Genomic DNA, 24,351 nt, shown 5'->3' on the forward strand with positions numbered 1-24,351 from the left:
CCCTCCCTTGGCCCGCACCGGCCGGAAGGGCGTTTATTCTTGGTTGTTCATCCTGCCACTGGCCCGTGCCGGGTCGTCTCCGGAGCGCCTTGCGCCGCGGGGATCAGCAGCTGAATGCGTGCCCCTTCCCCGGGCCCCGACCGGCAGGTCATGACGCCCCCGATATCGCGCATGAGTGATCCGGCGACGTTGAGCCGCTCCGCTTCCGGCGAGCCCGTGGTCTGGCGCGGCCCGGAATCCAGTTGCTGGCGCAGGGATTCAGGAAAACCCGGTCCACTATCTTCCAGCAGCACCTCAATGTAGCGTTCTCCGGCCATATGTACAAAACCGGAGGTACGTACGCTGATGGTGTCGTTACTGCGCAGGTGTTCGCCCATGGTGCGCAGAAGGTTCAGCAGGACCTGTCGCATCACCCCGGGCACGGGTGCCGCCGGGTCATCCAGGCTCCGGTCCAGGCTGACCTCGGGGCGGACCGTATCGGGCAGGGCACCGGCTCTCTCGGCAAGTCGCATCACCGCGCGGATGAGGTCATTGACCCCTCGCGTCGTGGTGTCGGCCGTGGCCGATGTGTCAGCCCCGCGCAGGAGCGAGGCGAGTCGTCCTGCTTCCTCGCTCAGGGTGAGCACGCTGGGGTGGGCGGGATGGTCCGGTTCGAGCTGGGACTCCAGCACCGAGAGGTAATTCTGCATGATGGACAGCGGGTCCGCCGCCGCTTGCACCAGCTCCTCCTGACGGAGGAACGAGCCCGCCGTCTCGTCCGCCTGATGCTCCTGCTGCTGCCGCACGCGCTGCTCCTCGACCAGAAGCGCCCGGCCCGCCTCGCTGGCGAAGGCCAGGAATAGCGGTGATTCATCCAGCAGTGCGGAGATCTGGTCGTAACGGATACCCAGCACCAGGATGCCGATGGCTTCGCCCGAGGGGCGCATGGGCAGGCAGAGCACGCCATCGGAGGGCATCTGCCCGCACAACTGGCGGTCCGCAATCGTGAGCGCGTCCCGCGCCTCGGGGTCCAGAGTATGGATCGGATGGTTATCGACCAGGCTCCGAGCCAGGAAACTGCGTTCGCGATCCAACGGCAGCGTCAGCTCCGTAAGCCGCTGGTCGGCGCCGTGCGGGGCGCGCACCTGCAACATGGTGCCATCGGGGCTGCGCTGCAGGCAGATCAGGTGGTTGATTCCGAACAGCAGTGCCACGTAACGGGCGATGCCGTTGATCGGGTTGCGGCCGTATAGATGGCGGCGCGCGTCCCCGATCAGGGCCGTCTGCCGCAGCTCCTGGCCGATGGCGCTGTCGCGACCCGTCGCGGCGGCCACGGGGGGCTCGCCGCCGTGACCGGTTTCCAAAGCGGAGGACAGGCACTCGCGCTCGGCGGCGGCATTGGCCATGACACGCAGGCAGGCTGACGGACCCAGGTCGAAGAGGTGGCCGGCGCTGTGGCGCACGGTGGCGTCGGGCTCATGGCCGCACGCTGCCATTGGCCGTGCCACGGCCGTTGTGCGCACCAGTCCGTGGGCGTCAACCAGACTCTCCGGTGCCTCCTGCTGATAACGGACTGCATCCACCAGCAGCGCCGGCAGGCCCCAGCGCTCCAGCAGTTCGGCGCCAAGCGCCACGTGGTCGATGCCGAAATGCGCATGCTCCAGGGTGGGCAGGTGGTGATTGCCCTGGGCCGCGGTTTCCAGTACGCCGGGGTAGTCCTCGGGCAGTTGATGGGCTAGAACCAGTTGCCCGACATTGTGCAGCAGGCCGGCGAGATAGGCTTCCGCGGGGCGGGTGCTGCCGGTGTACTCGGCCAGCTGTCTGGCTACCGTCGCACAGGCGAGCGCCTGCTCCCAGACCCTGGGTAGCCACCGGTGCTGCCGGCCAGCGACCGCGCCGAAGAACTGCTGCACGGTAGCGGCCAGGGCGAGGCTCTGCACCGTGTCCATCCCCAGGGCGTGGACTGCGGTGTCCAGGGAGGTGGGGCGGATGCGCCGCGCGAACACCGGCGCCGATGCCGCCGCTAACAGGCGGGCGCTGAGGATGCTGTCGCGGCCGATGGTTCTGCATGCATCGGCAGGCACAGCCTCATCGTCCCCGCAGAGTCGCAACAAAGGCAACAGCAGGTCGGGAGGGCTGGGCAGTTCGTTGAGCCGTGCGCGCCGCAGCGCCTCGGCTGACCCATTCGTCATGGGTGCTACTGTTGGACAATCGTCCAGTGCCGTCAAGTCCCCGTTTGTGCGGAAAGTCTGGCAACTATCGCTGCACTGATCTCCTGGGGCGAGAGACCGTCGCAGTCGATGCGGAGGGTGGCATGGCGCTCATACAGCGGCAGGCGCTCCGCTGCCAGGTCGGCGAGGCCCTGGTCCGGGCGCATTGCGAGGCCTCGTTGGTCCCCGCTACCCACCCGTTCTTTCAGGGTCTCCAGCGGAAGATCCAGCCAGATGACCGGGCCGAGCCGCTCCAGGGCGCACATGGCGGTTTCGCTGTAGACCATGGAGCCCCCGGTGGCGATGACCGTATTCCGGCAGTCCAGCTTGAGAGCCTCTTCCGCCTCGGCGCGCAGTACGCCCTCCGGGCCTTCCGTGTCGACGATCGCCTGCAGGGTGACGCCGCGCCGTTGCTCCACCAGCGCATCCGTATCCACGAAGGCCATGTCGAGGGCGTGAGCCAGCACCCGGCCGACAGTGCTTTTGCCGCTGCCGGGCATGCCGATGAGGATGAGGTTGTGGGTGTCCATAAGGGAGAACCCGTTGGCCGTATCGTGTGCTGTCGCAGCCTATGATGACCTGCGGCGGTAGTATAACGTGCGGCTTAACGCTGCTCGACGACAAGAATGAAGCAATGGGAGACAGCCATGACAAGGAAACTGCTGTTCATTGGAGTGATTGCGGCCGCGCTGGTTCTGGCGGGCTGCGCGCAGACCTCGCAACAACTGCGGCTCGGTCCCCAGGCGGAGGTGCCCGAGAGCAGTATCGGCGATGGTCACCAAGTGGCCGTGCGTGTCGAGGATCAGCGCGACGACAGGGTGCTGGGCTATCTGGAGAACCGTGATCGCGAACCTGGCGAACTCACCAGCGCCGTGGAGCTGCGTCACGTGGTGATGGATGCGCTGGAGAAAGCGCTGGAGCGCAACGGCTTCACGGTCGTGGACTGGAGCGACGAAGCGCCGCGGCGCCTCAAGGTCCAGATCATTGATGTTGAGCACAATGTCTCGGCCGCAGTCCCGCGCGATGTGGAAACGCGGGTGGAACTGCGCTCCGAGGCCCACCGCGACGGCAGTCGCGTGACCGGGCGCACCACTGCCCGAGGCAGTGACCAGGTCACTCACCGCCCGGACGCCGACGACAACGCACGCTACCTCGATGGCGTCATCGCGCGGGCACTGGAGCGTCTCGTTACCGTTGATCTGCTGGATTTCCTGACCGACGAAGAGTGACCGGCGGTCTTGATCGGGAACCCTGGCCGGCCCGGGGCGTCAAATGGAGGCTGACCGTTAGGTCAGCCTTTACCAAGGAGACGTGCATGGGCATGCGAGCGGTCGTGACGATGGCGCTGGCGCTGGCACTGTCCCCCGTTGCAGGGGGGGTGGCGGACGAGCCGGTGGAGTCCGGCGCCGACGGTATTCCGGAGTTCAGCGCCGATTACGAACTCCGGCGCAACAATACCCGGGCGGCGCGCCTGACGCGGACGCTGAGCTGCGATGGCGCCGCCTGCGAGTTCCGCTCCGAGGGGCGCACCGTCGGGATTGCCGACCTGCTGCTGCGCGGCCGGATCAATGAGTTCACCCGCTTCCGCCTGGACGGCAACGGCGGGCTGCAGCCGCGCGACTACTCCTACCGTCAGCGCGCCCGTGGTGATAACGACGAGTACGTGCGGCTGTTCTTCAATCCCGCCTCCGGCCGGGTGACCAGCCGTGGCGATGACGCGTGGGAATCCCATGTCGACGGCGAAGTGATGGACGAACTTCTCTCCCAGCTCCGGCTCATGCTGGCGGTGCGCGCCGGCGAGACGGCCATGGACTTCAGTGTGGTGGAGGGCGACGGCGAGGAGGACGTGTACCGCTTCGAGGTCGTCGGCACCGAGACGCTGGAGATTGAGGCCGGCACGTTCGAGACCGTCAAGGTGCAGCGTGTGGGAGGGTCGGAGCGCCGGACCACGGAAATGTGGTTTGCCCCGGAACTGGAGTACATCCCTCTGGTCGTGCGCCAGGAACGCCGGGGAGGCGAGAGCTACACGGCGACCCTCACCGAGATTCTGGAGCAGCCGCGGGTCCATCGTCCCGATCAGTGAAGGCGTTCAGTCGTCATTGCCGCCGTGGTATTCCACGCGCCAGATCGTGCCGTTCTGGCCGTCGGAGATGAACAGGCTGCCGTCGGGGCCCTGAGCCAGGCTCAGCATGCGCTGCGGGCTGGAGCCGTCACCATCGGCGAAGCCGGCCGCAAACCGCTTCTGGCTGCCTGCGGGGTGGCCCTTCTCGTCCAGCGGCACAAGGTCCACCCGCGCTTCCGCATCGGCACCGCCGCTGCCGTTGAACGCGAGGAATGCCGCACGCCGATAGGTTTCCGGGAACTGGTGGCCTCCGTAGAACAGCAGCGCTGTTGGCCCTGTCCCGCCTGACAGTGGGTGCAACGGCTGCTGGAACGGCGTGCAGCCCTGTTCGCTCATGCCATCGCCGCCATAGGCAATGGTCTGCAGATAGCGGTCCAGTGCGGCGCTGAAAATGCAGTACGGCCAGCCGAAATCGCTATTTGCCTGCACTCGGAGCACCGCGTTTGCCGACGCGCCGTCCGCGTCATTGGCCGGCGGCGTCGTGTCGACGGCGTAGAGGTAATCATCGCGGGCGTTCCAGTGCATGGCGGTGGCATCCCGGATCCCGGCGGCGAACCGCGTCTCCCGGTTCGGGCTCTGACCTGTCTCACGGGTGGCGAAGCGCCATATCCCGCCGGCGCGCTCGCGCTCCTGGCAGGGGTCCTGGCCTGCGGCGTCGCCTTCGTCTGCCTCGCAGTACCGGGTATCCGCCGCGATGCCGACGTAGAGTACGTCCTCCCGGACAACCAGGGCGCGGGGGCGCGCGCTGTCCGCCAGGTCGTGGGCGATCACCCGCGGTGTATCGCCCGGGCCGAGGCGGGTCGGATGCAGCGGCGAGCTGAGAATCCTTTGGCGCTCACTGACATACAGGCGGTCGTCTTGCAGAGCGAGGCCGGTGGCGCCCCGCTCCCCGAACGTGACCTGCTCGTCCAGCACGCCGTCATCCGTGGTGTCACGCAGGCCAACAATGCCCCCGTGCCTGTCTTCAGTATCCTGCACCGCGGCGTAGACGTCCCCCTCGCCGGTGACCGCCATCTGTCCCAGCGGCCCCAGACCCGAGGCCACTTCCTGGGCGCAGAACCCGTCTGGCAGTGACAGTTCGCTGTCGTCCTGCTCGCCGCAGCGGTCCGGTTCATCGCCTGCGGCGCTGGACAGCGCCAGGCACACCAGCACGATGGGAATCATCCCGGATGTTCTTGTCATTTCCCCTCCCGGCGCGCCCGCTGCCGACACCGGCGTGTTCCCGATGTCAGCCGTTCAGGTGGCGAAGCGGTGAACGCGCTCGCAGTCGCGCCCGGTCCGTTCGACGATGGACAGGGCGTAGTCGCCATCCCCCGGATTCACGACACCGAAACAGGCCCCTGTATCCAGGCAGACGTGGGATCGCCGTCGCCTGACTTTCGGCTCCGGGGTGTGACCGCAATAGGTTGTCGAAAGTCCGCGCTGGCTGCGTGGTACACCCGGGGCCCAGCCGGACATGAGCTGTCGGGTCCATATCAGTGGATCCAGCGCCACTCCGGGCAGCCCGGCGTCGATCTCTGCATCGGTAACCACCGGCGTGTTCCGGCCAGCCGGCAGTTCCGCATGAACCAGATGATAGCGTTCCCGGCCGGTCCCGACGACCAGCAGGTGAGGGAGCGCTGCGGCCCGCTGCAGAAGGGTTGCCAAGTCCGGGTCCGACGCCACGTGCCCGGGACCGTGAAACCAGCTGCCTCCATTGGCCTGGTGCATGTCCCTGGCGCTGAGGTCGCGGTCGTCCGAAAGAAAGCGTGCCACTAGCATGGCTTCGTGGTTTCCGGTGACGGCATGGAACCAGGGTTCGAGCAGCAGCCCCAGGCAGGCCGGCGAGTCCGGGCCGCGATCCACCAGGTCGCCTACCGACAGCAAGCGGTCTGTCGCCGGGTTGAACTCCAGGGCGTGCAGCGCCTGGTCGAGCAGTGCGCGGCAGCCGTGCAGATCACCAACCACCAGATCACGACCAGCGGTGTTGCCGGGCAGGTGGCGGATGCGAATCTCGTCGCTGCCCTGTTGTTGAGGCAGCTTGTCCGGTGTGGCGGGCATGAATCGGGTGCGTCCCTGTGGCCGTGATCGTACACCCTGCGGACCACGCCGTGGCCACCCGGGTTCCATGGGTTACTGTGTGTATATAAAAAGTAAACAGCTTGTATAATTAATTGCCGGATTCCAGTGCCCTTCCACCCGCTTGCAAAAGGACAGTCCCATGACGTCATCACGGTTGTTTGTCACTGCTGCCCTGGTGGCGCTGCTGCTCACCGGACCCGTGGCGGCGGAGTCGGTTACCAGCCAGGGCGTCGATATTCCCCGGGAGACGGAGGTCGACGGTGAGCGGCTGACGCTGTTCGGTCACGGCGTTGCCCGTTATGCCCGCATCTTCCGCGTCTACGTGGCCGCCCTTTACGGGCCGGAGGATGTGGCGCCCGAGGACCTGCTGGACAGCAACGTGCCCCGGCGCCTGGAGATTACCTACCTGCGTAACGTAGGCGCCGACGACATCCGGGAGGCCACCCGCGTCGTGCTGGAGGATCAGTACTCCGAGTCGGAGCGGGATGCGCTCATGGAGCGGTTCGAGCGCTTCAACGCGCTATACGAGGACGTCGGCGACGGGGATCAATACGTCTACGCGTATCGGCCCGAGGGCGAGGAGTCACGGCTGTACCTCAACGGCGAGCTCCAGGGCACGGAATCCGGTGAGGACTTCGCCCGCGCCTATCTCGGCATCTGGCTGCGCGATGACGCCCTGTCCACCAGCCTCAGGGACGAGCTGCTGTTCGGCAAGCGATGACATCGGCCGACGCTTGCCGGTCATCGACCTGTCATCGTGGGCCGCTTATGCTGGAGTGACCCGCAGTGGCCGATCGAGGCAAGGAGGTGAGATGGCTGACAGTGACCGGCGCGAGCGCCGTGCCTACGTGCTCGACACGAACGTCCTGATCCACGACCCGGCGGCCCCTTACAAGTTCAAGGAGCACAGCGTCCTCATTCCGATGACGGTGCTGGAGGAACTGGACAAGCTCAAGAGCGGCACCACCGATACGTCCCGCAGCGCCCGCCAGGCGACCCGCAATCTCGGCGCCCTGCTGGATCGTGTGGATCAGAACGCCGTCGCCGACGGGGTGCCGGTGGGCGAGCCACCGGACCCGGAGCTGCCCGTCGGCCGCCTCTACTTCCTGTTGCCCGAGTCCGGGGCGGGGGTGCCCGGGCTCAGCGAACAGTCCGCCGACAATCGCATCATCGCCGAGCTCCGTGAAGCGCAGCGGACGCGCACGGACGAGTTGGTGGTGCTGGTCAGCAAGGACGTGAACCTGCGCGTGAAGTGCGCCGCCCTGGGCATCCCCGTCGAGGACTACCGCAACGACCAGGTGCTCGACGACATCGACGCCATGGCCGCAGGCGTCCACGTTGCGGGCAGCGGGTTCTGGGACACGTTGGATGCGCAGGTGGAGTCGTGGCAGGAGGGGGGGCGCAGTTACTACCGCGTCACCGGGCCCGCGGTTGCGGACTGGCACCCCGGGATGCTGCTCTGCGAGACGGAGCAGGGCGGCTTCGAGGCGGTGGTGCGTGACAACGACGGCGAGACCGCACTACTGGAAGTCTGCCGCAACCACCGCGGCGACCGCGGTGGGATCTGGGGCGTGGCGGCCCGCAATGCGCGGCAGAACTTCGGCCTCAACATTCTTCTGGACCCGTCCATCGATCTGGTGACCATTGCCGGCCCGGCCGGAACCGGCAAGACGTACATGGCGCTCGCCGCCGGGCTGCATCAGGTTTACGAAGACCGCCGTTTCGAGCGAATCATCGTCACCCGCGAAGCGGTGCCCATGGGCGAGAACATCGGCTTTCTGCCCGGTACGGAAGAGGAGAAGATGGCGCCGTGGATGGGCGGCATTCAGGACAACCTGGAGGAGCTCCTGCGCGCCGAGGACAGCTGGAGCGCCGCCGCCGGCAAGGACATGCTGGCGGGGCGGATCCTGTTCCGGTCGCCGGTGTTCATGCGCGGCAGGACATTCAACGACACGTTCCTGATCATCGACGAAGCGCAGAACCTCTCGCCCAAGCAGATCAAGAGCCTGGTCACGCGCGCGGGGCGGGGGACGAAGATCATCTGCCTCGGTAACGTGCGCCAGATCGACAGCCCCTATCTAACGGAGACCACCTGCGGGCTCACCTATCTGGTGCAGCGGTTCCGCCGCTGGCCGCATGCGGCCCACGTCACCCTGCAGGACGTGGAGCGCTCGCGTCTGGCACTGCAGGCGGAGGAGCTGCTGTAATGGGCGGGGGCGCCGCGGTTGCGCGTTGCCGGCGGGGTCGTGTCTCGATGGTGGATCTGAAGATCCACCCTACGTCCGTCTACAGATCAGGAGCCGCGGCAACCGTAGGGTGGACCTTCAGGTCCACCGGCGGGCCGGCCAACCCCGACACGACAAACCCAACACGTAGGGTGGACCTTCAGGTCCACCACGACCCGTGCACTACGCCGATTCCTTGTCGCCAAGCCCCACGTTGTTCTTCTCCAGCACCCGCTCGGCACGGTAGCTGGAGCGCACCAGCGGCCCGGACACCACTTCCAGGAAGCCCTTGGCCAGACCCATCTGGCGGTATTCCTCGAACTGCTCCGGCGTGACGTAGCGCTCCACCGGCAGGTGGTTCATTGTCGGGCGCAGGTACTGGCCGAAGGTGACGATGTCCACGTTGGCGGCGCGCAGGTCGTTCATGGTGGCGTCGATCTCGTCGTCGGTCTCACCCAGACCGAGCATGAGACTGGTCTTGGTGAGGACGTCGGGACGGTGGCGCTTGGCGTGGGCCAGCACCTCCAGGGTCTGCTCGTAGGAAGCGCGCGGGTCGCGCACCGGATGAGTGAGCCGGCGGACCGTCTCGACGTTCTGGGCGAACACCGCGATGCCGGAATCCACCACCTTCTCCACGTCCGCGGCGCGCCCGCCGAAGTCCGGGGTGAGCACCTCGACGGCGGTCTCCGGATTCTTCTCCCGCACGGCGCGCACGCAGTCGGCGTAGTGCTGGGCGCCGCCGTCGGGCAGATCGTCCCGGTCCACGGAGGTCAGGACGACATAGTTCAGGCCCATGATATGGACGGAATCTGCGGTATTGGCAGGCTCGTCGTAGTCCAGCCAGCCGCCGGGGTTGCCGGTGTCCACGGCGCAGAAGCGACACGCCCGCGTGCAGACCGAGCCCATGAGCATGATGGTGGCGGTGCCGGCGTTCCAGCACTCACCGATGTTCGGGCACATGGATTCTTCGCAAACGGTGCTGAGGCGGTGCTCACGCACGTTGCGCTTCACGTCGGCGTAACCCTTGCCTGTAGGCACCTGCGCGCGCAGCCACGGCGGCTTGTCGCCACGCGGAACCGGCGCGGTGTCGCGCCGCTGTTTGACGCCGTTCTTGATCGCGCTGAAACCCTGCTCGGTGCGGAATTTCGATCCGCTGACAACGACGGGAATATCCTTCAGTCGGCTCATGCAATGCTCCGGTGTTCGGGCGTCGCCATAGTGTGACGCAGGGCCGTGGCGGTTACAAATGACTGCCGCGACGTGCAGCGTTGCCGGCCGAGACGAGGTGGCCGCTCAGCGTTGCGGTGACTTGGGCTTGAACCCCACGGGCCGCGCGGCGATCCAGCGGGTGAAGCGCTGGATCTCCGGATGCGCCAGCAGTGCGTCCAGGGTGTTGTAATCGCGCTCCAGCTGCTTTTCCGTGAGCGTGCGGTGAATGTGATTGTGGCAGGGGCGGCAGACCGGGATGACCCGGGATTGCAGTTCCGCGAGCGAGAACTGGCGACGCGTGCGCCGGTTGCGGTGGCGCGCACGCGGAATGAGATGGTGTCGCGTCAGCCGCTCCGCACGCCCGCACAGGGCGCACACCGGCGCCGGCGGTGCGTCGTCCGTGGTCATGACCCCAGCAGGCGTTTCTTGGCTGCGTTGATGCGGCTCGCCAGGTAGTCGGAGCCGCCGCGATCCGGATGCAGGCGCTGCATCAGCCGCCGATGCGCGGCAGTGATTGTTGCCGCGTCGGCGTCGGCCGGCACGGCCAGGATGGCGCACGCCTCCTCCCGGGTCATGGGGTCGCCGGGTGCGTGACCGGTGGTGCGCCATTCACCGCCGTGGCGGCGGTCCAGGTAGGCGCGCAGCAGTGCGGCCGATGCCGGATCCCGCTTCTCGCAGTACTGGTTCAGTTCCCGCAGTTCTTCCAGGCTCAGGGCGCTCAGGCGGCGCCCCTTCCAGCGGCCCGCGTGCACGACGCCGTCCATGTCCTGGCCGTCGCCCAGGGTCAGGCTCAGCAACCGGCCCCGCAGGTCGCTGTCACCGGCCGCCGTCCCGCCGGTGCCGCTTCCTCCTCCGCCCAGCAGCCGTCTCACCCAGGGCCAGGCGCGGATCAGGGGCAGCAGCCGTTGCGCCATGGGGAACAGGGCGGCGATGATCGCAAACAGCCAGTGCAGCCGTCCGGTCACCAGCATCAGGAGCAGAAAGCCGGCAGCGCCCCAGAGGAGCGCCTTGCGGCCCCACTGTCTGCGACGGTGCTCCGGCAGCAGCATGTAGACCACGAGCCCGAGCAGGCCCGCGGCGATGACGAACTGGATCAAGATGACTCCCGTGGGCTGGTCCGGTACAGGGCCGCGCGCGCAAGCCCTTTGCAACGGCTTATTGTGCGGTGGCTGCGGATGGATGCAAGAGGGAGGTGGGTTGCCCGGGAAAGTCTAGTACGCTACCGGCCTGGTTCTGCAGGGAGGTATTCATGTCCGTCACGTCCGCTCAATCCGGAGGGCGCGCCCTGAATCACCGGCGCGGCACTCTGCTGGCGCTGGCGGGTGTGACCGCCCTCAGCTTCGATGCCCTGCTCGTGCGCCTCGCCCTGGCCGACAGCGCCGTTGTGATCTTCTGGCGCGGGCTGCTGATGGCCGTGGCGCTGACGCTTGTGCTGCGCATCTGGCGCCGGCGCTGGAGTTGGCAGGCCGTGCGGGATGCTGGCCCGCCGGGGTGGTTCACCAGTGTCGGTTTCGGGCTCAGCCTGATCCTGTTCGTACTGGCCATCATGAATACCCGTGCCGCGAACGTGGTGGTGATTCTCACTGCCGCGCCGCTGTTCGCCGCCCTTTTCTCCGGCATTTTCCTGCGCGAGTGGGTGCCGGCGCGCACGTGGGTCGCCATGGCGCTGTGCGGTGTGGGCATCGTGCTGGTGTTCGGCGGTTCCGTCGGCTTCGGTGGCTGGCTGGGGGACCTGTTCGCCCTGTGTGCGGCCATGGTGACCGGAGGCAACCTGACCATCCTGCGGCGCTCGCCGGGCGTCGACCGCATGGCTGCGGTTGCCGGCGGTGGTCTGTTCGCCTGCCTGGTGGCGTTGCCGTTTGCCGACCCACTGGCTGTGCCACTGGCCGGTGTTGCGGCGCTGGCGGTGATGGGGCTGGTGCAGATGCCGCTGGCGCTCGGACTGCTGGGCGAGGCGACCCGCTATCTGCCGTCGGCGGAAGTGTCGCTGTTCCTGCTGGTGGAGACCGTGCTCGGGACGTTCTGGGTCTGGGCCGTTCTGGGCGAGGAGCCGCCGGGCCTGACCCTGCTGGGCGGCGGGCTGCTGCTGACGACCCTGGCCGTGCATTCGTGGATCGGCCTGCGCCACCAGCGCCGCAGCGGCGCGTGACCGTGCTTCAGGCCGCAGCCGGGGTGCGGTCAAAATAGGCGGCGGTGCGCGCGAGCTGCTCCTGCGGGTCGGTGATGGCCACCAACGCCCGCCGGGCCGCCTCGCCGTCCGGGCGGCCGGCGAGATACCAGCCGATGTGCTTGCGGGCGATGCGCACGCCCTGATGATCCCCGTAGAACGCGTGCAGGGCGCGCAGGTGATCCAGCATCAGCGTGCGGACGGTGGTGGCGTCCGGCGCCGGCAGGTGCCGCCCGGTCTCCAGGAAGTGCTGGATCTCCCGGAAGATCCAGGGGCGTCCCTGGGCCGCCCGGCCGATCATGACGCCGTCGGCGCCGGTGTGGTCCAGCACCCGGTCGGCCTTCTCCGGGGTGTCGATGTCTCCGTTGGCGAACAGGGGCAGCGACGTGGCCTGCCGGATTGCCCGGATGGTGTCGTACTCCGCCTCCCCGCGGTAGAGCGCCTCCCGCGTGCGGCCGTGCACCGCCAGGGCGGCGATGCCCGCGCGCTCCGCCATGCGGGCGATGCGGACACCGTTGCGATTGTCGGCAGTGGGGCCGGTACGGATCTTCAGCGTGACCGGGATATCCACCGCGGCCACCACCGCGTCGAGAATCGAGGCCACCAGGGCCTCGTCGGCCAGCAGCGCCGAGCCCGCCTGGCGGTTGCACACCTTCTTGGCCGGGCAGCCCATGTTGATGTCGATGATCTCGGCGCCATTGGCGGCGTTGTACTGCGCGGCCTCGGCGAGCATGGCCGGATCCGGCCCCGCGATCTGCACCACCCGTGGCGATGGCTCGCCCCGGTGGTCCGCGCGCAGGCGGCTCTTGCGGCTGTCGCGCAGCGCCGGACTGGCGTGCACCATCTCGGAGGCGGCCAGTGCCGCACCGTGCTCGCGGCACAACAGGCGGAACGGGCGGTCCGTGACGCCCGCCATGGGAGCCAGTACCACCTTGCCGTTCAGTGCATGGTTGCCGATCCGCATCGCCGGTTTCCGGGTGTGGCTGAAACCGGCATCATACGCAAGCGGCTGTTATCGGCAAAGGCCCGGCAGGGCGACCAATTCCTTGATTCGCTGGGAGAATGACCATGCATGCGGTGTTTCTGGACCGAGAATCCCTGGATCGGAGCGACCTGGACATGGCGCCGCTGGAGGGGGCCGTCGCCGGCCTCACCAGTTACGAGCGTACCCATCCCGGCGAGGTGGTGGAACGCCTGCAGGGCGCCACGATTGCCATCGTCAACAAGGTGGTGCTGGGCCGTGAGCACCTGTCGCAGCTACCGGATCTGAAGCTCATCTGCATCGCGGCCACGGGCGTCAACAATGTGGATCTGGATGCGGCGCGCGAGCAGGGCATTCGGGTCGCCAACTGTCGCGGTTACGGTACCGACTCCGTGGCCCAGCACGCCATCGGCCTGATGCTCGCCCTGGCGACCCGCATGCCGGACTACCAGCGTGCCGTGTCCCGGGGCGACTGGGGACGCAGTACCCAGTTCTGTCTGCTGGACTACCCGATCATGGAGCTCGCTGGCCGTACCCTGGGGCTGATCGGGCTCGGTACGCTGGGCGGGCGCGTAGCGGAGCTGGCGGGGGCGTTCGGCATGACCGTGCTGGTGGCGCAGCGGCCGGGCGGCCCTGCCGATCCCGACCGTGTGCCGCTGGATGAGCTGCTCGCGCGGGCGGATGTGGTGTCCCTGCACTGCCCGCTGACCGACGCCACCCGCGGGCTGATCGGCGCCGCGGAGCTCGCCCGCATGCCGTCCCATGCACTGCTGATCAACACCGCCCGGGGCGGCCTGGTGGACGAGGAGGCGCTGGCGGATGCGCTGCGTGATCGGCAGATCGGCGGCGCCGGTTTCGATGTGCTCACCGAGGAGCCGCCGTGCAACGGTAACGTCCTGCTGGACCCGTCCATTCCCAACCTGATCATCACGCCTCACTCCGCCTGGGGCAGCCGCGAGGCCAGGCAGCGGATTGTCGGGCAGCTCACGGAGAACATCCATGCGTTCGCCGGGGGTGGTGACCTGCGCCAGGTGGTGTGACGCGGGCCGGCGCTTACAGTCGGGGTTCGCGGCGCCGTGCGGCGCTGGCCCCCCGCGACCGGCGCACCCGCGCCGGGTCCGGATCGTTGTCGGTCTCGGCATCGGCGGCGACCCGCTCGCTCATGGCCTGCAGCGATTCCAGGTCGTTGATGGTCTCGCGCACCTCGCTGGCATCCGGCAGTGCATCGGGTGCCCAGCGCACCAGTGGCAGGGCGGCATCCCGGAGCAGGCTGTCCCGATCTCCCGGGTGTACGTTGGTGGTCAGCTCAACCACCGCCACCACCTGAAAACTGCTGTCGCAGATCACGAAATCCGCCAGCATGGTGTGCAGGGCGGGGCCCCGCCGCCCACTGCCGTTGCGCGGTGCGAGAAAGGCGCTGAACGGGACACGTGCCATCACATGGTGGTTCGGCAGGCCCGCCCGCAGGATGCGATAGAGCTGGCGCTGGTTGCCCTCCAGCAGTGGCTGAGCGCGGACGCTGACGGTCGGCGTCAGCTTGCGGCGGCGCGCGTTCCAGCCGATTACGAACAGCAGGATCAGCAGCAGCGTGAACGCGCCCGGGATGATGAACGTTTCCATGACGGCTCTTCAGTCAGCATGAACGGCAGCCGGCCCGCGCCGGGCACCGGCCGGACGTCGTTGCAGATATGCTGTCCGGCGCCATGTCTTTCAAGCCCGCCGCGCATGCCGGGAGTTGTTACACCCGGTACTCCCGTACCAGGTTATCCAGGTCGTTGACCATGGTGATCAGCTCCTCCGCCGTTTCCCGCGCGGTACCCGCCGCGTCGCTGGTCTCGGCGAAACGCTCGTTGATGCGGGTGATGTTGCGGTTGATCTCCTCGGCGGTGGCCGACTGCTCCTCGGCACTGCTGGCGATCTGGGTGTTGAGATCGCTGATCTCCTGGACCGCATTGAGCACGCCCCGGGCGGCCTCGCCGGCCTGGCTGGTGAGGCCGCGGACTTCCTCGCTGGAGGCCTGACCGCGGGCCATGACCGTGCCCGCCGCCGCGGCCCCCTCCTTGACCCGGCCCAGGACTGCGTCGATCTCGCCAGTGGCTTCGCCGGTGCGCGCCGAGAGTTTGCGCACCTCCTCGGCCACCACCGAGAATCCCCGACCGCTCTCGCCGGCGCGGGCCGCCTCGATGGCGGCATTCAGGGCCAGCAGATTGGTCTGCTCGGAGATGCCGCGGATGGTGTCCAGAATGGAGTGGATGCCGTCGGTCTCCTGCACCAGCTCCTGGATCGCCCGACTGGCGCCCTCGGTCTCCGCGGCCAGAGTTGCCATAGCCGCCGCCGTCTCCTCGGTGACCCGGTGGCAGTCGCCAGCCTGTTCGTGAGCGGAGTTGGCCTGCGTCGCGGCGTGGCTGGTATTGCTGGAGACCTCCGCCACGGTTGACGACATCTCGTTCATGGCCGTTGCGACCTGGCCCGTTTCGTCCTGCTGGGAGTCGATGGCGGCGCCGCTGCGCGCTGCGCTGGTCTCGGTGTCGTGGCCGGCCTTCTGCAGCCTCGCGGTGAAGTCGCCCACGCGTCCCAGGAGCGTGCGCTCCCGCGCCTGGTGCATGGCGAGGCTCAGCAGAACCTGGGCGGCCTCGTCATGGCCGCCACCGTACACCTGCCGGCCGACGGCGTTATCGTAGACCGCCTCGGCGGCCCGGCGGGCCTGCCGGAGCCGGTAATTGATCAGTCCAGCGGTGGGCCAGGTCAGGGCCAAAAGCCCTGCAACGGCGGCCAGGCCGGCGGCGCTGCCGATGCTGGCAGCGCCGAAACCGCCGGCCACTGCGGCACCCAGACCGAGGGCGGTGAGCCCGGTCTGGTTCAGGCGGGGCAAGCGCCATTGGCCGCTGCGCCACATGCTTGCGTACAGCTGCTCGGCCCGCGCTACCAGGTCGCGGTCCGGGGAGGTGCGCACGGACTGGTAGCCGACCATGCGGCCGTTCTGATAGAGCGGTGCCACGTAGGCGGTCACCCAGTAGTGGTCGCCGTTCTTGCAGCGGTTCTTGACCACCCCCATCCACGGTTGCCCGGCTTCCAGAGTGGCCCAGAAATCCGCGAACACCGCGGGCGGCATGTCCGGGTGGCGAATGATGTTGTGTGCCTGGCCGATGAGTTCGTCCCGCTCGAACCCGGCCACGGTGCAGAAGTCGTCGTTCACATGCTCGATTACGCCCTTGAGCGTCGTGGTGCTGATCAGCCGGGATTCTGGGTCGAAGGTGCGTTCTTTCCCGGTGACGGGGTGGTTCTCGCGCATGGGTGTCCTCGATCGCTGTCGGTGTCGCCTTTGGCCGGGGTATCGGCGTCGGCGGCTATCTCTTTAGGCGTAGCGGGCGATAAATTATCATAAGCGATCTCGGGTTAATCGGTCAGGTTGCGCTCCACCTGGACGACCCGATAGTCGTCGGGGGCGCGGTGGCGCAGGAAGCCCAGCCGCTCCATGAGCGCGAGCATGCCGCGGTTGGCGGACAGCACCTGGCCCTCGATACGCATCAGTCCCCGCGCCCGGGCCGTGGCCATGAGCCGCTCCATCAGTCGCCGCCCGAGCCCGCGCCCCTGCCAGTCGTCGGCGATGGCGATGGCGAACTCGCAGCTGGTCCCGTCCGGGTTGATGACGTAGCGCGCCACGCCGACCTGGCGGTGGGTCTCGCCACCGTCGTCCACGGCCACCAGCGCCATCTCCCGGTCATAGTCGATCTGCGTGAAGCGCACCAGCATGGGCAGGCTGACCTGGCCCATGTGATCCATGAAGCGGTAGTAGCGGGAGCGCGCCGACAGCCCCTGGATGAACGCCTCTTCCATCTCCGCGTCTTCCGGGCGGATGGGTCGGACGGTGACGGTGCTGCCGTCCGGCAGGCTCTCCCGGGTTTCCAGGTGTCGGGGGTAGGGCATGATGGCCATGTGCCCGTAGCCATCGCTGTCGCTGTCGCGGATGTGCAGCCGGGCGTCGACGGCGATCATGCCGGTGGCGTCGGCGATCACCGGGTTGATGTCCACATCGGTGACCTGGGGCAGCAGGCAGACCAGATCAGAAAGGCGCAGCAGCGCGTGCTCGAGCTCGGCTCGCAACGGACTGTCCCGATCCAGCTGCAGATGCCGGCCGACCCGTGTGCGGGTCATCAGGTCGCGGACAAGAAAGTCGTTGAGCGGCGGCAGCGACACGGCCCGGTCGCGGATGACCTCTACCATGGAGCCGCCGGCGCCGAAGCTGATCACCGGGCCGAACACCGGGTCGCGGACCACGCCGAGCATGACCTCCTTGCCGTTGCGCGGCGTGTGCATGGGCTCAACGGAGACCCCGTCCGGCGTGACGTCGGGGCGGGCGCGCGCGGCGGCGGCCATGATGTCGGCGTAGGCGGCTTCCACCGCCTCGCCGTTGAGCACGTTCAGGCGCACGCCATCCGCTGCCGCCTTGTGGGCGATCTCCGGCGCATTGACCTTGACCGCCACCGGCAGCCCCAGTTGTTCCGCCGCAGCGCGGGCGTCCTGCGGTGATCGGGCCACCAGTGTGCGAGTCACCGGGATGTGGAACGCGGCCAGCACCGCCTTGGACTGGTGCGGGGTCAGCCGCGACTGGCCGCGCCGGAGCGCTTCGGCAATGATGCGCCGGGCCGTGTCCAGGTCCGGCTCGGAGCGGGTCCCGGACGCCTCCGGGACCTGCATCAGCAGAGCCTGGCTGCGGCGGTAGCGGGACAAGGCCGAGAGCGCCTCGGTGGCATTCTCCGGGGTGGCGAAGTTCGGAAAGCCCGCGGCCGTGAAACGTTCCCGCGCCGCGCGGATACGGGTGCCCCCCATCCAGCAGGCGAGCACCGGTTTGCGGCCGGCGCGGGTCTCGCACAGGGCCTCTGCCACGGCGTCCGGATCGGTGCGCGCCTGGGGGGTGAGAATCACCAGCGCCCCATCCACGCCGCGGTCGTCCAGGCACGCCGTCAGGCTGTCGCTGTAGCGTGCGGCGTCGGCGTCGCCGAGAATGTCCACCGGGTTGTGGCGGGGCCAGCGCGCCGGCAGGCTGCGGTCCAGTGCCGTCACTGTGTCCGAAGCCAGGTCCGCCAGCCGCAGGTCGCGCTCCACCAGCAGGTCGGTGGCGATGATGGCCGGGCCGCCACCGTTACTGATCACCGCGATGCGATCGCCGCCCAGGCGCCGGCCGCTGGCCAGCAGCTCCGCTGCGGCGAACAGCTGGCCGATGGTCGGTACGCGCACGGCGCCGGCCCGCCCCAGGGCGGCGTCGAAGGCGTCGTCTTCGCCCACCAGTGCGCCGGTGTGGGAGGTGGCCGCGCGATAGCCTTCCTGTTGCCGGCCCACTTTCATGACGATTACGGGCTTGAGCCGCGCCGCCGCCCGCAGGCCGCTCATGAAGCGCCGGGCATCGGTGATGGTTTCCACGTAGAGCAGGATGCTGCGGGTGTCCTGGTCCAGCGCCAGATAGTCCAGGACATCGCCGAAGTCCACATCGGTGGTGTCGCCCAGGGAGCACACGGCGGAGAAGCCCACCCGGCGGCTCTCGGCCCAGTCCAGAACCGCCGAGGTCAGGGCGCCCGACTGGGAGACCAGGGCGAGCTGGCCGGCCGTGGCGCGGTTACGGGAGAAGGTGGCGTTCAGGCCCAGTGGCGGGCGCATGAGCCCCACCCAGTCGGGGCCGATAACGCGGATGCCGTACCGCCGCGCCGTGGCCATGACCTCCCGCTCCAGGCGCTTGACGCCTGTGCCCGGGTCGCCGAGCCCGGCGGCGAGGATCAGCGCCGCGCGGATGCCGTGCTGGCCGCAGTCCTTCACCACCCGGTGGATGTGGCGCGGCGGCACGCAGATCACCGCCAGGTCGGGCACGGTGTCAAGGCTGGTGACACGGTCGACGCAGGCGCGGCCGCGCACGCTGCGGTGACTCGGGTTCACCGGCAGGATGCTGCCCTGGAAGTCGCCGTCCAGCAGGTTGTCCATTACCTGCTGGCCCACCGAGCCCACGGTTTCGCTGGCGCCGATGACGGCGACGCTGTCAGGGTGGAAGAAACGCTCCAGGTAGTGCGTGCCCATGGGGCCCCCCGGCCGCCGCTATCCGTCGTAGCGTCCGATACGGTGCGCTTCCATGGCGCCGCGGATGTCCTCCAGGCTGCTCGGGTCGTCGATGGTGGAGGGCACCGGTACGTCGTCTTCCGTGGACAGCTGGCGGATGCTCTTGCGCAGGATCTTGCCCGAGCGGGTTTTGGGCAGTTTCTGCACGATGGCAACGCGTCGCAGACAGGCGAACGCGCCGATGTTGTTGCGCACCCGGTCGACCAGGTCCTGCTCCAGGGTGGCGTGGTCGATGTCGGTGCCGTCCTTGAGCACCACGAAGCCGATGGGCATCTCGCCCTTGAGCTCGTCCGCAATGCCCACCACGGCGCATTCGGCCACCGCGTCGTGACCGCCGATGATCTCCTCCATTTCGCCCGTGGAGAGCCGGTGACCGGCCACGTTGATCACGTCGTCCATGCGGCCCATGACGAACAGGTAGCCGTCGTCATCGATGTAGCCGCCGTCGGAGGTGTCGTAGTAGCCCGGGAATCGCTCCAGGTAAGACGACCGAAAGCGGGCGTCATCCTGCCACAGGGTGGGCAGACAGCCGGGAGGTAGCGGCAGGCGGATGGCGATGTGCCCCTGCTCGCCGCGCCCCAGCGGGTCACCGTTGGGATCGAGGATCTCCACCTGGTAGCCCGGGCTGGGAAAAGTCGCGGAACCGGGTTTCTCGGGGTGCGGCTCCACCCCCATGGGGTTGGAGGCGATGGGCCAGCCGGTCTCCGTCTGCCACCAGTGGTCGACCACGGGGCGGCCGCCACTGATGGACTTGAGCCAGTCGTAAGTGGGCGGATCCAGGCGTTCGCCGGCCAGGAACAGGGCCTCCAGCGAGCTCAGGTCGTACTTCGCCATGAGAGCCGCGTCCGGGTCCTCCTTCTTGACGGCGCGAAAGGCGGTGGGCGCGGTAAAGAAGGTCTTGACCCGGTGTTCGCTGATGACGCGCCAGAATGCGCCGGCGTCCGGGGTCTTCACCGGTTTGCCCTCGTACACCACCGAGGTGCAGCCGCGGACCAGCGGGCCATAGACGATATAGGAGTGACCGACCACCCAGCCCACGTCGGAGGCGGTCCAGAAGACGTCGCCCGGGTCCAGGTTGTAGACGGTGCGCATGCTGAGGTTCAGCGCCACCGCGTAGCCACCGGTATCACGGAGCACCCCCTTCGGTTTTCCGGTGGTGCCGGAGGTGTGGAGGATGTACAGCGGGTGGGTGGCGTCCACTGGCACCGGGTCCGCCGGCGCGGCTGCGCCGGTCAGGGTGTCCCAGTCGTGGTCGCGGCCGGGCTCCAGGCTCGCCTCCGCCTGCGGCCGGGCCTTGACGACTACTGCCTGAGGCTTGTGGTGGGCCTTGTTGATGGCCTCGTCCACCAACGGCTTATAGGGAATGACACGGCTGAACTCCAGGCCGCAGCTCGCGGTGAGAATCGCCTTCGGTCCCGCGTCGTCGATGCGGACCGCCAGCTCGTGGGGCGAGAATCCACCGAAGACCACGGCGTGGATGGCGCCCAGGCGGGCACAGCCGAGCATGGCGATCAGCGCCTCGGGGATCATGGGCATGTAGATCACGACCCGGTCGCCCTTGCCGACGCCAAGGTCCCGCAGCGCGCCGGCACAGCGGGCGACGGCGTCCCGCAGCTCGCGGTAGGTGTAGCGCTGCTGGCTCTCGGTAACCGGTGAGTCGTGGATGATGGCCGTCTGCTCGCCCCGGCCGTTGTTGACGTGGACGTCCAGTGCCAGGTGCGACATGTTGAGTTCGCCACCCTGGAACCAGCGATAGAGTCCGTCCTGGTGGCTGAGGATCTGCTCCGGCTGCCGGAACCACTCAAGCTCCGCGGCCTGTTCGCGCCAGAACGTCTCCGGCGATTCGATGGAACGCTGGTACAGCGATGCGTAACTCATGTCTCCTCCTCCTGTGCCGAGCGGAATGCGGATCACCCACTGCGGCTGCCTGCTTTGTTATGCTCGTGATCGTGCTGTTGTTGGGCGCAGGTGCGGCAGCAACCACTGCGCTCATGCCAACTTATCATCAACTGAGCCTTTCGGGGTGATCGCTGTGGCGCTGACGGTGCCGAGCGGTGGATTGCCCCACAGGGCAAGGCTAGCGGGAGGACGACGTGGCGCAACGGGCAGTAGTGACAGGAGGGGGCAGCGGCCTCGGGCAGGCGATCTGCCGGGAACTGACACAGCTGGGAATGGAGGTCATCGTCGTGGGGCGGCGGCCGGAGGCGCTGCACGAGACGCGCGCCATGGCGCCGAAACAGATCACCACGGTCAGCGCCGACCTGGCAACGGAGTCCGGCCGCGAGGAGCTGGTCAGTGCCATCGGGGACGACAGCCTGGCGGCGCTGGTGCACAACGCCGGCGTGCTCACCCCCATCGGCCCGCTGGCGGGAGTGCGGCTGGAGGACTGGCGGCTGGCCCAGGCGGTCAACGTCGAGGCGCCGCTGTTTCTGACCCAGGCGTTGTTGAACAATCTGCAGGACGGAGGCCGCGTTCTACACATGTCGTCCGGCGCCGCCCATCACGGCTATGCCGGCTGGGGCAGCTACTGCACCAGCAAGGCGGCGCTGCACATGCTCTATCAGGTGCTCCGTGACGAGCTGCGCGACCGCGGCATCGCCGTGGGCAGCATGCGGCCCGGGGTCGTGGATACGCCCATGCAGTCACTCATCCGCGAGCAGCCGCCGGAGCGCTTCCCCATGGTGCAGCGATTCATGGACCTGCACGCCACCGGACAGCTGGAGAGCCCGTCCGATGTGGCGCGCTTCATCACCTGGCTGCTGACCGAAGTGGATGACGACACCTTCAGCGCCGAGGAGTGGTCGTTCACCGACCCCGCGCACCGGGAGCGCTGGGGTGGCTGACGCCGGAGCCTATCAGTCACGGCGCCTGGCCCGTGCCGAGCGAGTCGCGCTAAGGGGAGTGGACTATCACCTGCACTGCTGGGGGCCGGAGACGGGGCGGCCGCTGATCCTTCTGCACGGCTGGATGGATACCGGGCTCACGTGGCAGTTCCTGGTGGACGCCCTCGCTGGCGAGCGGCGGGTCATCGCGCCGGACTGGCGCGGGTTCGGCGACTCCCAGTGGGTGCCGGGCGGGTACTACTTCCCGGATTACCTGGCGGATCTCGACGCCCTGCTGGACGCCGTTGCCGGCGAGGAGCCGGTGGACCTGGTGGGCCACAGCATGGGTGGCAACGTGGCCGGGTTGTACGCCGGCGTGCGGCCCGAGCGCATCCGGCGCCTGGCGCTGGTGGAGGGGTTTGGTGCACGCGCCCGCAGTGCCGCGGACGCCCCCGAGAACTATGCGCGCTGGCTGGATCAGTGGCAGCAGCCGCCGACGCTGCAGACGCCGGAGTCTCCGGGAGCGTTCGCCGAGCGGCTGATGGAGCGCCACCCGCACCTGACCCATGAACGGGCGCTGTTCGTTGCCGGTTGCTGGCTGCGACGGGCCGATGATGGGGGATGGCAGTTACGGGCCGACCCTGGCCACAAACGCGGTAATCCGGTCCTCTACCGGCTGGAGGAGGCCGAGGCGTGCTGGCGCCAGATCACTGCGCCCGTGCTTTGGCTGGTGGGGCTGGAGTCGCGCACGCTGTCGTGGTTCGGCGGCTGGGAGGAGCTGGAGCGGCGACGGGCGGTGGCCGGTGGCCGGCCGGTGCACGTGGAGGGCGCCGGGCACATGATCCATCACGATCAGCCCGAAGCTCTGGCCGCGGAGCTGGACGCGTTTCTGGAGGACGGCGCCTGACGGCCGCGCTCGCGTCGGCCGGCTCAGTGCTTGCCGTAGTCGTTCTTCATGACCTCCATCCAGCGCTGGTGCTTCTCGTGGGCCTCCCGGCGCCAGCGCTCCACCTGTTCCCGGGGGTGCTCCTCGAGAACCTGCTTGTCGGTGTAGGAACGGGGATCCTCATCGTGCTCCGGCTTGTTGTCGCTCATGGTCGTCTCCATGTGTGATCCGGCGCGGGAGTATAACCGAAGACGCCGCGCCACGTGATATCGTCTCCGGCGCAGTCATACCCTGTCCTGTGGAAGAGCCATGACCAGCCATTTTGATCGCGAACTCGATGTGACCGGCCTCAACTGCCCTCTGCCGATCCTGCGGACCAAGCGGGAGCTGGTGCGCATGGACGCCGGCCAGGTGCTGCGGGTCATGGCCACCGATCCGCACGCGGTCATCGATTTCCTGGCGTTCACGGATAAGACCGCCAATCGCATGGTGGACTACTGGGACACCGACGGGGTCTATTACTTCCTGGTCGAGAAGGCCGACTAGAGTCAGGGGCCTCCCCGCAGCAGCCGCTCCAGAGCGGTCTCGATGCCGAGCGTGATCCGCTTGGTAATGGGCTGCTTTCGCCGGAACGTGACCTCGAACACGTCCGCCTCCTCGGCCTTGGCCATGAGCAGATCATCACTGGTCTGCAACGCGTCCACCAGGTTCAGCGCTACTGCCTGTTCCCCGTACCAGTGCTCACCGGTGGCGACCCGCTCGAGGTCGAGCGCCGGGCGGTAGCGGTGCACGAATTGCTTGAACAGTCCGTGGGTTTCGTCGAGTTCCTGCTGGAATTTCCGCCGCCCTGCATGGGTGTTCTCCCCCAGGGTCGTGAGCGTGCGTTTGTGCTGCCCGGCGGTGTGCATCTCCACGTCCACATCGTGGCGTTTCAGAAGCCGGTGAATATTGGGCAGTTGTGCCACCACGCCGATGGATCCCACCACCGCGAAGGGGGCAGCAATGATTCGGTCGGCGACGCTGGCCATGAGGTAGCCGCCGCTGGCCGCAACCCGGTCCACGGCCGCCGTGAGGCGGATGCCGCGGTCGCGCAGGCGGGTGAGCTGCGATGCGGCCAGGCCGTAACTGTGCACCAGCCCGCCGGCGCTCTCCAGACACAGCACCACTTCATCCTGGCCCGGACGCGCCTGTGTCAGCACCGCGGTGACCTCCTCGCGCAGATTCTCCACCCGGGAAGCGCGGATATCGCCCTCGAACCGCAGCAGAAAGACCCGGTGCCCGGGGCCCTGGGCGGGTCTTTCATCCTGATCCGGATGCTCGGCGTCGGTCTTCTTTCCGGAGCGGCGAAAGCGCTGGAGGAACTTGTGTTCCGCCATGGCGTTGCCCAGGGTGCGGCGCATGTCCCGGTAGCGGTCGTTGAGCTTGCGCACGCGCAGGGATTCCCGGCCCTGCTGCCGATCCCGGCCGGCTACGGCACTGATGCCGGCCAGCACGATCAGTATGCTGACGACGACGGTCAATGCCTTGGCGAGAAACATCCCGTACTCGTAGACAAACGCCATTGGTCCTCCATCCGGCTTGAG

The 24,351-nt window shown here is 68.1% G+C and carries 23 protein-coding genes; 9 read left to right on the top strand and 14 right to left on the bottom strand.

Annotated elements, in window-relative coordinates:
* Positions 1–47: 47 nt before the first annotated feature.
* Positions 48–2,171 (bottom strand): HDOD domain-containing protein, encoded by a 2,124-nt coding sequence (locus ACNSTU_RS06025; RefSeq protein ID WP_290630296.1) that lies wholly within the window; start codon positions 2,169–2,171, stop codon positions 48–50.
* Between the two features lie 32 nt (positions 2,172–2,203).
* Positions 2,204–2,719, bottom strand: coding sequence for a shikimate kinase (locus ACNSTU_RS06030; protein ID WP_290630298.1), 516 nt, complete (start codon positions 2,717–2,719; stop codon positions 2,204–2,206).
* A gap of 117 nt (positions 2,720–2,836) precedes the next feature.
* On the opposite strand from ACNSTU_RS06030, the gene ACNSTU_RS06035 reads away from it, so the two are divergent.
* Both ACNSTU_RS06035 and ACNSTU_RS06040 read left to right on the top strand, forming a co-directional pair.
* Positions 2,837–3,418: a YajG family lipoprotein gene (locus tag ACNSTU_RS06035; RefSeq protein ID WP_290630300.1), complete on the top strand. Its 582-nt coding sequence runs from the start codon at positions 2,837–2,839 to the stop codon at positions 3,416–3,418.
* A gap of 86 nt (positions 3,419–3,504) precedes the next feature.
* Positions 3,505–4,272 (top strand): DUF3108 domain-containing protein, encoded by a 768-nt coding sequence (locus tag ACNSTU_RS06040; RefSeq protein WP_290630302.1) that lies wholly within the window; start codon positions 3,505–3,507, stop codon positions 4,270–4,272.
* Between the two features lie 6 nt (positions 4,273–4,278).
* On the opposite strand, the gene ACNSTU_RS06045 is transcribed toward ACNSTU_RS06040, so the two are convergent.
* Both ACNSTU_RS06045 and ACNSTU_RS06050 read right to left on the bottom strand, forming a co-directional pair.
* On the bottom strand, positions 4,279–5,493 hold the full coding sequence (locus ACNSTU_RS06045; RefSeq protein ID WP_290630304.1) for a PQQ-dependent sugar dehydrogenase: 1,215 nt from the start codon (positions 5,491–5,493) through the stop codon (positions 4,279–4,281).
* Between the two features lie 54 nt (positions 5,494–5,547).
* Positions 5,548–6,351 (bottom strand): metallophosphoesterase, encoded by an 804-nt coding sequence (locus ACNSTU_RS06050; RefSeq protein WP_418212172.1) that lies wholly within the window; start codon positions 6,349–6,351, stop codon positions 5,548–5,550.
* Positions 6,352–6,511: 160 nt separating this feature from the next.
* Between ACNSTU_RS06050 and ACNSTU_RS06055 the strand changes: the two genes are divergently transcribed.
* Positions 6,512–7,093, top strand: a complete 582-nt coding sequence (locus tag ACNSTU_RS06055) for a chalcone isomerase family protein (RefSeq protein WP_290630308.1) — start codon at positions 6,512–6,514, stop codon at positions 7,091–7,093.
* 91 nt (positions 7,094–7,184) lie between these two features.
* A complete protein-coding gene (locus tag ACNSTU_RS06060) occupies positions 7,185–8,579 on the top strand; it encodes a PhoH family protein (protein WP_290630310.1) in 1,395 nt (464 codons plus the stop codon).
* Positions 8,580–8,780: 201 nt separating this feature from the next.
* Here the strand turns inward: ACNSTU_RS06060 and lipA are convergent, their stop codons facing one another.
* The 3 genes from lipA to ACNSTU_RS06075 form a co-directional block, all read right to left on the bottom strand.
* On the bottom strand, positions 8,781–9,785 hold the full coding sequence (gene lipA, locus ACNSTU_RS06065; RefSeq protein ID WP_418212173.1) for a lipoyl synthase: 1,005 nt from the start codon (positions 9,783–9,785) through the stop codon (positions 8,781–8,783).
* Between the two features lie 105 nt (positions 9,786–9,890).
* Positions 9,891–10,214, bottom strand: a complete 324-nt coding sequence (locus ACNSTU_RS06070; protein ID WP_290633698.1) for a hypothetical protein — start codon at positions 10,212–10,214, stop codon at positions 9,891–9,893.
* Positions 10,211–10,903, bottom strand: coding sequence for a molecular chaperone DnaJ (locus ACNSTU_RS06075; protein ID WP_290637556.1), 693 nt, complete (start codon positions 10,901–10,903; stop codon positions 10,211–10,213). Before ACNSTU_RS06075 ends, ACNSTU_RS06070 begins: the two co-directional genes overlap by 4 nt.
* Before the next feature lie 152 nt (positions 10,904–11,055).
* Between ACNSTU_RS06075 and ACNSTU_RS06080 the strand changes: the two genes are divergently transcribed.
* Positions 11,056–11,955, top strand: a complete 900-nt coding sequence (locus ACNSTU_RS06080; RefSeq protein ID WP_290633696.1) for a DMT family transporter — start codon at positions 11,056–11,058, stop codon at positions 11,953–11,955.
* A 7-nt stretch (positions 11,956–11,962) separates the two neighbouring features.
* Here ACNSTU_RS06080 and dusB read toward each other — a convergent pair whose 3' ends face one another.
* Entirely contained in the window at positions 11,963–12,937 is a 975-nt protein-coding gene (gene dusB / locus ACNSTU_RS06085; RefSeq protein ID WP_290633695.1) for a tRNA dihydrouridine synthase DusB, read from the bottom strand.
* 104 nt (positions 12,938–13,041) lie between these two features.
* On the opposite strand from dusB, the gene ACNSTU_RS06090 reads away from it, so the two are divergent.
* Positions 13,042–13,995: a 2-hydroxyacid dehydrogenase gene (locus tag ACNSTU_RS06090; RefSeq protein ID WP_290633694.1), complete on the top strand. Its 954-nt coding sequence runs from the start codon at positions 13,042–13,044 to the stop codon at positions 13,993–13,995.
* Between the two features lie 13 nt (positions 13,996–14,008).
* Here ACNSTU_RS06090 and ACNSTU_RS06095 read toward each other — a convergent pair whose 3' ends face one another.
* From ACNSTU_RS06095 to ACNSTU_RS06110, 4 genes are all read right to left on the bottom strand, one after another.
* Complete coding sequence (locus ACNSTU_RS06095; RefSeq protein ID WP_290637548.1) at positions 14,009–14,575, bottom strand: DUF2726 domain-containing protein; 567 nt, start codon at positions 14,573–14,575, stop codon at positions 14,009–14,011.
* Positions 14,576–14,693: 118 nt separating this feature from the next.
* Positions 14,694–16,247: a PAS domain-containing methyl-accepting chemotaxis protein gene (locus ACNSTU_RS06100; protein ID WP_418212174.1), complete on the bottom strand. Its 1,554-nt coding sequence runs from the start codon at positions 16,245–16,247 to the stop codon at positions 14,694–14,696.
* 104 nt (positions 16,248–16,351) lie between these two features.
* Positions 16,352–19,021 (bottom strand): bifunctional acetate--CoA ligase family protein/GNAT family N-acetyltransferase, encoded by a 2,670-nt coding sequence (locus ACNSTU_RS06105; protein WP_290637544.1) that lies wholly within the window; start codon positions 19,019–19,021, stop codon positions 16,352–16,354.
* Between the two features lie 18 nt (positions 19,022–19,039).
* Positions 19,040–20,938, bottom strand: a complete 1,899-nt coding sequence (locus ACNSTU_RS06110) for a propionyl-CoA synthetase (protein ID WP_290633676.1) — start codon at positions 20,936–20,938, stop codon at positions 19,040–19,042.
* Between the two features lie 215 nt (positions 20,939–21,153).
* Between ACNSTU_RS06110 and ACNSTU_RS06115 the strand changes: the two genes are divergently transcribed.
* Entirely contained in the window at positions 21,154–21,903 is a 750-nt protein-coding gene (locus tag ACNSTU_RS06115; protein ID WP_290633677.1) for an SDR family NAD(P)-dependent oxidoreductase, read from the top strand.
* On the top strand, positions 21,896–22,789 hold the full coding sequence (locus ACNSTU_RS06120) for an alpha/beta fold hydrolase (protein ID WP_290633678.1): 894 nt from the start codon (positions 21,896–21,898) through the stop codon (positions 22,787–22,789). Before ACNSTU_RS06115 ends, ACNSTU_RS06120 begins: the two co-directional genes overlap by 8 nt.
* 23 nt (positions 22,790–22,812) lie before the next feature.
* Here the strand turns inward: ACNSTU_RS06120 and ACNSTU_RS06125 are convergent, their stop codons facing one another.
* Positions 22,813–22,977, bottom strand: coding sequence for a hypothetical protein (locus tag ACNSTU_RS06125; protein WP_290633679.1), 165 nt, complete (start codon positions 22,975–22,977; stop codon positions 22,813–22,815).
* A gap of 100 nt (positions 22,978–23,077) precedes the next feature.
* Between ACNSTU_RS06125 and ACNSTU_RS06130 the strand changes: the two genes are divergently transcribed.
* The gene (locus ACNSTU_RS06130; RefSeq protein ID WP_290633680.1) at positions 23,078–23,314 is read left to right on the top strand and encodes a sulfurtransferase TusA family protein; all 237 of its coding nucleotides are present in this window, start codon (positions 23,078–23,080) and stop codon (positions 23,312–23,314) included.
* 2 nt (positions 23,315–23,316) lie between these two features.
* On the opposite strand, the gene sohB is transcribed toward ACNSTU_RS06130, so the two are convergent.
* Positions 23,317–24,330, bottom strand: a complete 1,014-nt coding sequence (sohB, locus tag ACNSTU_RS06135; protein ID WP_290637542.1) for a protease SohB — start codon at positions 24,328–24,330, stop codon at positions 23,317–23,319.
* Between the last annotated feature and the right edge of the window lie 21 nt (positions 24,331–24,351).

This window comes from Aquisalimonas sp. APHAB1-3, assembly GCF_048323695.1.
In the GTDB taxonomy this organism is placed as follows: domain Bacteria; phylum Pseudomonadota; class Gammaproteobacteria; order Nitrococcales; family Aquisalimonadaceae; genus Aquisalimonas.